Below are 12,126 nucleotides of genomic sequence, written 5' to 3'. Positions count from 1 at the left end.
TATTCTAGATTTTTAATCATTAAAAGTAACAAAATTCTACGGAGAAAAAAGTATCTTCGCAACAATAAATTGTTACATTACAAATAACACACAAATATTATGCAACTTTCAAAGCGTTTACAGAATTTGAAACCATCTGCAACTATTGCAATGTCTGCGAAAGCAAGAGAATTAAAATCACAGGGAATAGATGTGATTAGTTTAAGTATTGGAGAACCAGATTTCAATACACCAGATTTTATCAAGGAGGCAGCTAAGAAAGCTATCGACGAAAATTATTCTGGATATCCTCCTATTGCTGGGTATGAAGATTTGAAGGAAACGATTTGTAAGAAGTTTAAACGTGATAACAATATTGAGTATACAGCAAACCAGATTGTAGTTTCTACAGGAGCAAAACAATCTATTTATAATGTTTTACAAGCAATTGTAGACGAAGGAACTGAAGTGATTATTCCTACTCCTTATTGGGTTTCTTATTCAGATATTGTAGAATTATCAGGAGGAACGCCAGTTTTTGTGGAAGGAACTTTAGAAGCTGATTTCAAAATTACACCAGCACAATTAGAGGCTGCAATTACAGATAAAACGCGTGCAATTATTTATTCATCTCCTTGTAATCCATCAGGATCAGTTTATACAAGAGAAGAATTACAAGGTTTAGCAACTGTTTTAGCTAAATATCCAGATGTAATTATTATTTCGGATGAAATTTATGAGCACATTGTTTACGGAGAAAAAAATGTTTCGATAGCATCTTTCCCAGAAGTTTATAACCAAACAGTAACTGTAAATGGTTTAGCAAAAGCTTTTGCGATGACAGGTTGGAGAATCGGTTTCATTGGAGCGCCAGTTTGGTTAGCAAAAGCATGCGAAACATTACAAGGGCAAGTGACTTCGGGAGCAACATCTATTGCACAACGTGCAGCAATTACAGCTTTAGAAGCAGATCCAAGCTCAGTTCAATACATGGTTGATGCTTTTGCAGAGCGACGCGAATTGATGTTAGGTTGGGCAAGAGAAATTCCAACGTTCAAAGTGAACGAACCAAAAGGAGCTTTCTATTTATTTCCAGATGTTACGGCAACTTTCGGAAATACGTATAATGGTGTTACAATTAACAATGCAGATGATTTGGCTTTATATTTATTAGAGCATGCGCAAGTTGCGGTTGTTTCAGGTTCGGCTTTCGGATCTAAAAATTGTATTCGTATTTCGTATGCTGCGTCTGTAGAAGAGTTGAAAGAAGCAATGACACGTATCAAAAATGCTTTAGCGTAAGTAGAAAAGCAGATAAAATATCAAAATCCTCAAGTTTTGCTTGAGGATTTTTTTGAGGATGATATTTTCTTAAAAAAAATGTGATTTTAATTTTAATGAAATTCAATTGATTAGCCTATTTAAGCGACTTTTTATTGAAAATATTTCAAAAAAGATTTGTTTTAATCGAAAATAACCTCTTATATTTGCACCACTAAAAACAAGGCGAGGTAGCTCAGATGGTTAGAGCGCAGGATTCATAACCCTGAGGTCGGCAGTTCGATTCTGCTCTTCGCTACAACTTCAAAAGACAAATTCATTATTGAATTTGTCTTTTTTATTATCAATAAATATTATTAGACTTCTGATGATAATCATCGATTAATCTGTTCAAATTCATTAAATTTGCATTCAATTTAGTAACGTTCTAAATAAAATTTAAAAAATGATTCAAACAGATATAGTTATAATCGGAGCTGGGCCAACTGGTCTTTTTGCCGTTTTCGAAGCAGGTTTATTAAAAATGAGATGCCATATTATTGATGCACTTCCTCAACCTGGAGGACAATTGACGGAATTGTATCCAAAGAAACCGATTTTTGATATTCCTGGTTATCCTTCTGTTGGTGCTGGTGAATTGATTGACAACTTAATGGAGCAAATTAAACAATTTGAGCCAGGTTTTACTCTAAATGAGCAAGCTACAACAATTGATAAGCAAGAAGACGGAACTTTTATTGTCACAACAAATAAAGGAACGCAAGTTCAAGGAAAGGCAGTTGCAATTGCTGGAGGTCTTGGTTCTTTTGAACCTCGTAAACCAATTATCGAAAATATTGAAGCATACGAAGAAAATGGAGTGGAGTATTTTGTAAAAAATCCTGAATTGTTCCGTGATAAAAAAATTGTGATTGCTGGAGGTGGAGATTCTGCTTTGGATTGGTCAATTTTCTTGGCTGATGTTGCTGCAGAAGTCACTTTAGTTCATAGAAGAAACGAGTTTCGTGGAGCGTTAGATTCTGTTGATAAAGTAATTGAATTGAAAAAAGCTGGAAAAATTAATTTGGTTACTCCTGCTGAAATTACTGGAATTAAAGGTGAAGGAAAAGTGGAAAGTTTGGTAATTGAAAAAGAAGGTGAAACTTTTGAGCTTGAAACTGATTATTTTATTCCATTATTTGGTCTTTCTCCAAAATTAGGTCCAATTGCAAATTGGGGATTGGAGATAGAGAAAAATGCAATCAAAGTAAATAATGCATTAGATTATCAAACGAATATTGAAGGGATTTATGCAATTGGTGACGTAAATACTTATCCAGGAAAATTGAAGTTGATTTTATGTGGTTTCCACGAAGCGACGTTAATGTGCCAGTCTGTTTACAATAGAATGAATCCTGGGAAAAAATTTGTCTTAAAATACACAACTGTTTCTGGTGTTGATGGTTTTGATGGGACAAGAAAAGAAGCTGAAAAAGCGGTTGTCAAAGCTATTGACTAATTTTCAAATACTCAAAAATATTTTAAGCCTTTTATGTTTACGTTTACATAGAAGGTTTTTTTATTCACATTCACAAGGTTCACGACTTCGTCTTTTAGCTTCACTATCCCAGAAAGGATATAATTTTAACCCGAAATAAAAGTTAGCAGATGTCAATTTTTTCTGTTTAAAAAGAATAGGAATTGCATTATCACTTCCTAAAATTAAAGGTCCAATTCTTACATAACCACCTAACGTTACATTTTCATAATCATAGATAGAAAGGGAAGGGCCAATTCCAAATCCATCTTTTTGGATAGTATAAGAAGTTTGAAGCACATTGACACGCTTCAAGCTATTTTCGAAAATTGGCATTCGTTGTATCAAATTGAAATTTAAGTAATGATTTTCGATAATTTTTTTACTCAGGTTAAGATGTAAACTTGTTGGTAGGCCAATGGAAAAATTATTTTCAGTTTTAGATTGAATTTCATTCCCATAAATTTCTTTACTCAGAAGTCGTAAATATTGGTCTATACTTTCAAATTGAACACCATCTAAATTCGGATTATTTCTAATTTGAATTTTCTGTGAAGGATTATAAAAATGATGATTTTCCCCTTTGAACTTTACTAATCCTATATCTAATAAATTTGCTGAAAATTTAAAATCATATAGTTCATCATTTATTCTTCTATTCACAAATGAAACTCCTAAATCTATTCCTATTCCATTTCCTCTATTGCGAAGAATGTATTGATCACGATCAAAATCATAATTTGTTGAATATCCTGCTTCAATATCAAAACCAGAAGCGTAAATATCAGCATCAGGATTGGAAATTGTACTTGTAGAAGTAGGTATTGCCTCTAATTTTATGGCACTTTTATTTTTAACATAAGCACCATCCAAACCTAAAAGATATTTAATATTAGTTCCAATAATAAGTTCAGATGTATTTGTTGTATGTAAATTTGTAGATAGATTTAAACCAAACTCACCCCAATTCATTGCATTAGTTTTATTAGGTTCAAAAGTATAATTTCGAGGTTCTAATTCTTTTTGGTTGCTAAAACGAAAATAATTATCCAAGTCTTTTATAGAACCTTGAGTTCTCAAACGAGAAAAAAAACCAAGTCTAAAAGTTTGGTTATTAATCTTCTTTTTAAAAGATATAGAAGGTCCTAATATGTCATTTTCTAGATGATAAGAAACTGAATTTTTAGTAGTGAAATCTAGAATATTAGAATGTGTTTCTCCTCTAATACCTGCTTTTAAATTTGCTGTTTTTGTTTCACCTTTTAGTAAACCTATTATGTTTTGATCTGAAATATATGCGTAATCATTTGTAAGTAGAATATCTTCCGAAATAATATTTACATCCCATTTATTAGGATTGAAATAAGAGGTTGTTGGAGAAAATAAGGAACCATTAATTCCGCTATATTGATCATTGCTAAATGATAATATATTTTGTCCAAAGATTAAATTTGAACAAAAAATAACAATTAGTAACAGTTTTTTCAAAAGATGAAATTTTTCTTAAAAATAAGAAAAATCAATGGAAAATAATTACGGTTTTTCGTATTAGAATGAAAAGAGTTTATTTTTTTAACTCTTTTCATTTTAAAATTTTAATTACCATCAATTAGTCTTCCTAAACCTCCTAAGATAGAACCCTCACCTTGAGAAGAACCACCCGCAGAAGGTGCATGAGCAATGATACGATCTGCTAAACGGCTAAAAGGTAAAGACTGAATATATACAACTCCTGGCCCTCTTAAAGTCGCAAAGAAAATACCTTCGCCTCCAAAAAATGTATTTTTTATTCCGCCAATAAATTCGATATCGTAATGAACAGATTGTTCGAAACCAACAATGCAACCTGTATCAACTTTTAGAACTTCACCAGCTTGTAAAACTCGACGGTGTAATGTTCCGCCAGCATGAATGAAAGCCATTCCGTCGCCTTCTAATTTTTGCATAATAAAACCTTCCCCTCCAAAAAGTCCAGTTCCTAGTTTTCGATTAAATTCTATTCCAACCGAAACTCCTTTAGCAGCACAAAGAAAAGCATCTTTTTGACAGATAAATTTCCCATTTACTTCTGGTAAATCTATTGGTACTATTTTACCTGGATATGGAGCTGCAAATGCAGTTTTCTTTTTACCTTGACCATAGTTTGTATAGGAAGTCATAAATAGACCTTCTCCTGTTAACATGCGCTTACCAGCATTTAATAATTTTCCGAAAAGACCTCCATTTTGCTGAGAGCCATCTCCAAAAATAGTTTCCATTTTTACATCATCATCCATCATCATAAAACTCCCTGCTTCTGCTACAACAGTTTCTTGTGGATCTAATTCAATTTCGACAAATTGCATTTCTTCGCCGTAAATTTTGTAATCTATTTCGTGTGCGTTCATTATGTTGTGTTTTTTAGGATTTGTCGTTGAAATGATAAATTTGTAACAGATCTTATTTAAAATTAATATTAAATATAAACCAATGAGGTATATTCTTTTTTGAGAAACAAACAATCCGTATTTTTGTTTATCTTGAAAAAGTGTTATGGCAGATATTAAAATTACAATTATAGATAGAGAAGGTGTTTCTCATGAAGTTGATGCACCTACTGATATGAATATGAATATTATGGAATTAGTTCGTGCATATGAATTAGCACCAGAAGGAACAATAGGTGTTTGTGGTGGTATGGCGATGTGTGCATCATGTCAGTGTTATGTATTAACGCCTGAGATTCCATTACCAGAAATGACTCCTGATGAAGATGCAATGCTTGCAGAAGCATTCAATGTAAAAGATAATTCTCGTTTAGGTTGTCAATTACATCTTTCAGATGAAATGGATGGATTGGTAATTGAATTAGCACCAGAATATTAAGATAAACGTATTGCGGTTAGCGGTTTGCGAAAATTTTCGCTTAACGCTCATCGCTTTTCGCATAACGAAAATTATATGAATCAAGAAGATAAAAGACTTTTTTTGTTAGATGCTTATGCCTTAATTTTTAGAGGATATTATGCATTTATCAAAAATCCACGAATCAACTCGAAAGGATTTAATACATCAGCAATTATGGGATTTGCTAATTCTCTGTTTGATGTTATTCGTCGTGAACAACCAACACATTTAGCCGTTGTTTTTGATGTAGGACAAGCTACAGTTCGTACTGTAGATTATCCTGAGTATAAAGCAAATCGAGATGAAACACCAGAGGCTATTCGTCAAGGAGTTCCTTATATTCAAGATATTTTACGAGCGTTAAAAATTCCAGTACTTTTTGCTGAAGGTTACGAAGCAGATGATGTTATCGGAACTTTGGCGCAAAAAGCGGAAAAGGCTGGTTATACAACCTATATGGTAACTCCTGATAAGGATTTTGCACAATTGGTAACGGAAAATATCAAAATGTATCGCCCTGCTGCAAATGGAAAAGGTGTTGAGATTTGGGGAATTGAAGAAGTCAAAGAAAAATTTGAAATAGATGATCCTATTCAAGTTATCGATTATCTTGGAATGATGGGAGATGCTGTGGATAATATTCCAGGATTACCAGGTGTTGGTGCGAAAACGGCAAGTAAATATTTGAAAGAATTTGGATCATTGGAAAACCTTTTAGCTAATACAGATAAATTAAAAGGGAAAGCTAAAGAAAAGATTGAAGAGAATAAAGAGCTTGGAATTCTTTCGAAAAAATTAGCAACGATTATTACTGATGCTCCAGTTGAATTTGATGAAGAAGATTTAACGGTTTGTCCACCAGATATTGAAAAAGTAACTGAACTTTTTACAGAATTAGAATTCCGCCGAATGTTAGAAACGGTTTACAGAATTTATGGTTTGGATGCTTCTGGGATAATAAAAGAAGCACAGGAAGAAATTTCTGCGGCAAGTCAGGTTTCGTCTAATCAAGTGCAAACTGCGCAACAATCTTTGTTTGATTTTACTTCTGATGAAGAGATTATTCCTCAAAATTCTGCTTTTACAGATATTTTATCGACGAATCATTTATATCAATTAATCGATACAAAAAAAGGTCGAGAAATTTTGTTACGAAATATTTTAAAGCAGAAAGAAGTGACGTTTGATACGGAAACAACTTCTTTGGATGCTTTGAATGCAGAATTGGTTGGGATTTCATTTTCATGGGAAAAAGGAAAAGGATATTATGTACCTTTTTCAGCAGATTTCGAAGAAACAAAAACAATTATTAATGAATTTAAACCATTTTTTGAAGATGAATCAATTTCGAAAATTGGTCAAAATTTAAAATATGATATCAAAGTTTTAAACAAATATGAAATTGTTGTTTTAGGTCAAAACTTTGATACGATGATTGCGCATTATTTGATTAATCCAGATATGCGTCACAATATGGACGTATTGTCGGAAACTTATTTGAGTTATCAACCCGTTTCAATTGAAAGTTTGATTGGAAAAAAAGGAAAAAATCAAAAGAATTTCCGTGATGTTCCGTTAATGGAGCAAACAGAATATGGAGTTGAAGATTCTGATATTACAAATCAGTTGAAAAATATTTTCGAACCAGAATTAATCAAAGCAAATACACACAAATTATTCACTGATCTTGAAATGCCTTTGATGCAAGTTTTGGCTGATATGGAATTGGAAGGTGTTAATTTGGATGTTCCGTTTTTGAAAGAACTTTCAGTAAAACATGAAGCGAAATTAAGAGAATTAGAAGCAAAAATTCAGGAAGATGCTGGAGAAGAATTCAATCTTAATTCGCCAAAACAATTGGGAGAAATCTTGTTTGATAAATTACAATTAGATCCAAAAGCGAAGAAGACCAAAACAGGACAATACGCAACAGGAGAAGAAATTTTATCGAAACTGAAAGATAAACATCCAATTATCAATGATATTTTAGAGTATCGCCAATTACAAAAATTAAAATCGACTTATATTGATGCATTGCCAGAATTAGTTAATCCAAAAACTGGTCGTGTTCATACAACATATGCGCAAACGGTTGCTGCAACGGGACGTTTATCTTCTGTTAATCCAAATTTACAGAACATTCCAATTCGTTCAGAAGAAGGTCAGCAGATTCGTAAAGCCTTTGTTGCACGAGACGCAAATCATGTTATTATTTCTGCTGACTATTCTCAAATTGAATTGCGTTTGATTGCGCAAATGTCACAAGATCCTGCAATGGTAGAGGCTTTCAAACATGGAGAAGATATTCATGCTTCTACGGCAGCAAAAGTTTTCAATGTTGCGCTGGATGAGGTAACGCGTGAACAGCGTAGTCAAGCGAAAACAGTAAACTTCGGAATTATTTATGGTGTTTCGGCTTTCGGTTTGGCAGATCAAGCGAATATTTCGCGTAAAGAAGCAAAAGCATTGATTGATGCGTATTACGAAACGTATCCAACGTTGAAAGCGTATATCGAAAAACAAGTTGAGGTCGCTCGTGATCAAGGTTTTGTAGAAACCTTGATGGGACGTCGTCGTTATTTGAAAGATATCAATTCGAGAAATGCTGTCGTACGTTCACATGCTGAACGTAATGCGGTAAATGCGCCAATACAGGGAACTGCAGCGGATATCGTGAAAATGGCAATGATTCAAATTCAGAAAGAATTGAAGAAAAATTACAAAACCAAAATGATCTTGCAAGTGCATGATGAGTTAATTTTTGATGCACCGAAAGATGAGGTGGAAAAAGTATCTGAATTAATCAAATCGACTATGGAAGCGGCAATGCAAATGGATGTTCCGTTAATTGCAGAAGTCGGAGTAGGAGCGAATTGGTTAGAAGCACACTAAAATTTAAATATTACATAGTTTAAAACGCCACTCTTATAAGTGGCGTTTTTTTATTTTTTATAATTTTTAATTTAAAAGAGTTAATTGTTAATTGGATTTATACAAACATTTTTTTCCACTTCGCAATAGTGTTTCTACTTAATTTAAATTTGCTTGCGATTTGCGAATTATTTAGATGATATTTTTTTTGAAATTGAAGGATATAAATAATATCGTTTTTTGAGTAAGAGCGTTGTTTTTGATTAAATTTTTCCGTTTCTGTATCTTGTTTAGGAAAAATTCTTTTATTAAGTTCAATAATATCTATTGAATTTAGTTTTTTTTTGTTTAGAATATCAATGCATTGATCCAATTTTTCGGGATGTTTTTGATTTATAATATCAAAATAAATGATTTTATAGTTGGGCGAATTCATATTGTTTTTTTTAAGTTATTGGTTGTATTTACTAAGCCATTTGTATAATGTGGTTTTAGGAATTTTGTAACGTTCTATTACTTGCCTTTTCGTCATTTTTTTAGAGTTTATTTGCTCTAAGATAAATCCGATGATTTCTTTTGTGTAAATATTTTTTCGAAATCTAGGTAAAGAAGTATCTTCTTTCTCATCGGTTTTAATATAATCTAAGTTAGCAGGTGAATATAGAATGAGATGCTGAGAATATATTCTAAAAAAGTCATATTCCAGTAGTTTTGCCCACAACAAAATAACCTTTGAATCTAAACTTTCAGCCTGATACATTTCCTGAATTTCTTCTTCTGTGCATTTTAAGAAATTACAAATTCTAGGATTTTCTATCTGACATTCTTTAACTCTTTGTTTAATGAGATGCCCGATATGAATATTCTTGAAGTTCATGAGTCTAGAATATTTAGTTAGGATTTAATTGGTTACAAGCACGGGATATTGCTATCCCGCTTTTGTAATTTTTGAATGAATAAATTAGCAATCATTTTAAATGCTATTTTGTATTGATTCCATTAAATTCTGCTTGCTCTATTGCCCATGCCATTGTATTAGCAAAAAAAACAGAATTATATACAGGTCTTGCATATGTTGTTTTTGCAACAGGAAAATCATTACTATCTAGTATAAATGGACATATTATATTGCTTGATATTGCAGTAGCATCACCTGATTGAGAAGTGAAACCTCCTTCTCCAATCCAAATGAAATTAAATGTTTTATGGCGGAAAGCTGTTATTGAATTGGCTACAGCTCCTGTATTATTATTTGCATTCATAGCATTTGAATATGGCACAATATCTCCTGTAGGAATATTTGTGAAATATACAGCATCAGTAGCATCATCCCCCCATACTTTTCCTCTTAAATCGCCAAAAGGACCATTTACAATAGGATCGTCAAAAATAGGTAAAGTATATGTTCTTCCATCTCCTGTCCCTCCTGTAGTTTGTTGAGTAAGAGTAGGATCGTTAAAAATTGTTCTCATCATGATTTGATTTCCTGATGCACCTTCAGTATGAGCAATTAATACCCCACCTTGTTTTAAGTATTCTAAAAAAACATCAGCCTCAGCCTGATTCATGTTATATGAATACCCAATAACAACTATATCAATAGGATTTGGTCCTAATAACCAACTCTGTAATTGAGTTGCACTAGGATTATTTGAACCATTAATAAATTCATCCCATCCTTCGTATGCAACTACACTATTTTCTAATGTTCCAAAATTGGTGTTCTTTTCTAATAATGTTCTTGAAGGTCTATTATTTGAAATATTATAACCATAAGTAGTTGCTAATCCTATACCTAATACTCTTTTCTTTGGAATAACGATTCTTACTTTAAATTGACAACTTGAATTTTCTAATCCATCACTATTGTGTATTAAGGTTAAAGTTTTTAAATCAACAGAAGTTGGTGTTCCTGTACCATTTAATGTTACATATTGAGTTCCTGTAGTTGTAAATGTCCCCGAACCGTTAAAAGAAATACCATCAACAGTATTAGTCTTCATTTCCCAGCTACCAAGATTAGTAACTGTTACAGGTACAGTAATTGTATTAGTACTAGTCAATGGCACTCCAGATTTGTAAACGCCATTTACTTTTATGCTTTTACATCCTATAGTATAAGTTGCAGCTGCTGTTAATACTTCAACCTGCACAGGAGGAGTACAATTTATATCAATTCCATTAGCACTTATAGAAAGGTTATCTTTTTGTACAGCTAAAGGAGTACCTTGTCCTTGAACTTGAACAGTATAGTTACCTATATTAAGAAAAGTTCCAGATGTTGTAAAGCTATAGCCATTTTCTGTTGTAGCAGTTATTACATATTCTCCTGGTTTTGTAACGATAATAGGAATATTCAAAAAATTAGATGTTGTTAACTCTTTACCTTCTATGTATGTGCCTCTCACTTGAACTTGAGCACAATCAAAACTAAATTCAGCTTTACCTAGTTTACCACATAAACTTTTCCATTCTTGTTCAAGATAATTCCAATAATTGTAACAATCTTCTGTAGTGTTATAAATAAGTAAACTATTATCTGTTTGAAATAATTTTAAAACTTTAGGATTAGTTAAAGGATCTTCATATGTTAATAAATCTCTTTCTATTTCTGTTAAACGCGGAATCAAAATTCCTTTTAATTTGTTTTGATTACTTGGATCTGTTTCATTTTGTTTTTCAGAAACATGTAAGAGTGTGTTCATATTCGGTTGGTCAGTATTTATTCCTACTTGACCGATACTGTTAATACTAGTAAATATTAGTATCAATACAAATGCATATATTTTTTTCATTTGATTAAGGGTTTTTATATTGGTTATTTTTAAATATTTGAATAATGATGTATTATTTAAAATAAAGGTGGAGGTCGAATACTATGAAGATTTGTACATAGATAGCCAATTAGATGAATATTATATTCAAAATCATTTCTTTGATAATAAAAAAAATGCTTTATTTCTTTACTCTTTTTTAGAAGAATAGTATGTTGATTATAATTGACGTTGTTATAAATGATATTTTTTCTATTAAAAGAAGAAATAGAATAATTTGATCTTTGATTTTTATCTAATAAAAAAAAAGGAGTTATATGTTTTTTGTTTTTAACAATTGTATTAGTTCTTTCTTTTTGTTTTCTTTTTTTTGATTTGAACTTTTTTACGAGCTTTTCCTCTTTTATAGAATTGGATTGTTTTTGATGGACAATTTTAACGTTACTAATATTCTCAATATTAACAGTTAAAGTTCCTTTAATAATATATATATAAGTTGGGTTATTTTCAATTTTATCCTCAGTTGTTTGGCTGTAAATAGAAGAAGAAATTAATGAACATAAAAACGAGAACAGTATATAGCTGCTCATAAAGAAATATTGATTCTTTATAGTTTTCATGTTTTAGGTCTTAAAGGTTGTTTTTTGATAGTAGTCCTATCTAGACTATTTTTATTTCTTATATTATTTTAAATCAGGGTAATATGTTTTGTGGAATGAGAGAATTAGAATTATTTATACAATTAATTTTTTATGTAATGAAGTAATGATATTTATTAACTTTTTTAAAAACAGTTAGTTAATAGTTTTTTTCTTCAAA

Annotated in this window: 8 protein-coding genes and 1 tRNA gene; 5 read left to right on the top strand and 4 right to left on the bottom strand. The window is 31.5% G+C overall.

Annotated features, from left to right (window positions below):
* Window positions 1-99 precede the first annotated feature (99 nt).
* The 3 genes from E4J94_RS01725 to E4J94_RS01715 all read left to right on the top strand — a co-directional run bounded on the left by E4J94_RS01725 (window position 100) and on the right by E4J94_RS01715 (window position 2,758).
* Window positions 100-1,281, top strand: a complete 1,182-nt coding sequence (locus tag E4J94_RS01725) for a pyridoxal phosphate-dependent aminotransferase (protein ID WP_135834172.1) — start codon at window positions 100-102, stop codon at window positions 1,279-1,281.
* Between the two features lie 203 nt (window positions 1,282-1,484).
* Window positions 1,485-1,558: transfer RNA gene (locus E4J94_RS01720), tRNA-Met, on the top strand.
* A 147-nt stretch (window positions 1,559-1,705) separates the two neighbouring features.
* Window positions 1,706-2,758: an NAD(P)/FAD-dependent oxidoreductase gene (locus E4J94_RS01715; RefSeq protein ID WP_135834171.1), complete on the top strand. Its 1,053-nt coding sequence runs from the start codon at window positions 1,706-1,708 to the stop codon at window positions 2,756-2,758.
* A gap of 60 nt (window positions 2,759-2,818) precedes the next feature.
* On the opposite strand, the gene E4J94_RS01710 is transcribed toward E4J94_RS01715, so the two are convergent.
* Together E4J94_RS01710 and E4J94_RS01705 are read right to left on the bottom strand one after the other, a co-directional pair.
* Complete coding sequence (locus tag E4J94_RS01710) at window positions 2,819-4,264, bottom strand: DUF5723 family protein (protein ID WP_135834170.1); 1,446 nt, start codon at window positions 4,262-4,264, stop codon at window positions 2,819-2,821.
* A 107-nt stretch (window positions 4,265-4,371) separates the two neighbouring features.
* The gene (locus E4J94_RS01705) at window positions 4,372-5,163 is read right to left on the bottom strand and encodes a TIGR00266 family protein (protein ID WP_135834169.1); all 792 of its coding nucleotides are present in this window, start codon (window positions 5,161-5,163) and stop codon (window positions 4,372-4,374) included.
* A gap of 145 nt (window positions 5,164-5,308) precedes the next feature.
* On the opposite strand from E4J94_RS01705, the gene E4J94_RS01700 reads away from it, so the two are divergent.
* Together E4J94_RS01700 and polA are read left to right on the top strand one after the other, a co-directional pair.
* Complete coding sequence (locus tag E4J94_RS01700; RefSeq protein ID WP_135834168.1) at window positions 5,309-5,641, top strand: 2Fe-2S iron-sulfur cluster-binding family protein; 333 nt, start codon at window positions 5,309-5,311, stop codon at window positions 5,639-5,641.
* A gap of 75 nt (window positions 5,642-5,716) precedes the next feature.
* Entirely contained in the window at window positions 5,717-8,554 is a 2,838-nt protein-coding gene (gene polA / locus E4J94_RS01695) for a DNA polymerase I (RefSeq protein ID WP_135834167.1), read from the top strand.
* Window positions 8,555-8,984: 430 nt separating this feature from the next.
* Here the strand turns inward: polA and E4J94_RS01685 are convergent, their stop codons facing one another.
* Together E4J94_RS01685 and E4J94_RS01680 are read right to left on the bottom strand one after the other, a co-directional pair.
* The gene (locus tag E4J94_RS01685) at window positions 8,985-9,410 is read right to left on the bottom strand and encodes a transposase (RefSeq protein ID WP_135834165.1); all 426 of its coding nucleotides are present in this window, start codon (window positions 9,408-9,410) and stop codon (window positions 8,985-8,987) included.
* 103 nt (window positions 9,411-9,513) lie between these two features.
* Window positions 9,514-11,328, bottom strand: a complete 1,815-nt coding sequence (locus tag E4J94_RS01680) for a hypothetical protein (protein WP_135834164.1) — start codon at window positions 11,326-11,328, stop codon at window positions 9,514-9,516.
* Window positions 11,329-12,126 lie beyond the last annotated feature (798 nt).

This window comes from Empedobacter tilapiae (assembly GCF_004785645.1).
Taxonomy (GTDB): domain Bacteria; phylum Bacteroidota; class Bacteroidia; order Flavobacteriales; family Weeksellaceae; genus Empedobacter; species Empedobacter tilapiae.
The sequence above is the reverse complement of the archived record's forward strand: the minus strand, read 5'-3'. Positions and strand labels throughout refer to the sequence as shown.

Excerpts from the sequence above, each read along its gene's own strand:
- E4J94_RS01725 (WP_135834172.1), top strand. The coding sequence starts at position 100 with ATGCAACTTTCAAAGCGTTTACAGAATTTGAAACCATCTGCAACTATT.
- E4J94_RS01715 (WP_135834171.1), top strand. The coding sequence starts at position 1,706 with ATGATTCAAACAGATATAGTTATAATCGGAGCTGGGCCAACTGGTCTT.
- E4J94_RS01705 (WP_135834169.1), bottom strand. The coding sequence starts at position 5,163 with ATGAACGCACACGAAATAGATTACAAAATTTACGGCGAAGAAATGCAA.
- E4J94_RS01700 (WP_135834168.1), top strand. The coding sequence starts at position 5,309 with ATGGCAGATATTAAAATTACAATTATAGATAGAGAAGGTGTTTCTCAT.
- polA (WP_135834167.1), top strand. The coding sequence starts at position 5,717 with ATGAATCAAGAAGATAAAAGACTTTTTTTGTTAGATGCTTATGCCTTA.
- E4J94_RS01685 (WP_135834165.1), bottom strand. The coding sequence starts at position 9,410 with ATGAACTTCAAGAATATTCATATCGGGCATCTCATTAAACAAAGAGTT.
- E4J94_RS01680 (WP_135834164.1), bottom strand. The coding sequence starts at position 11,328 with ATGAAAAAAATATATGCATTTGTATTGATACTAATATTTACTAGTATT.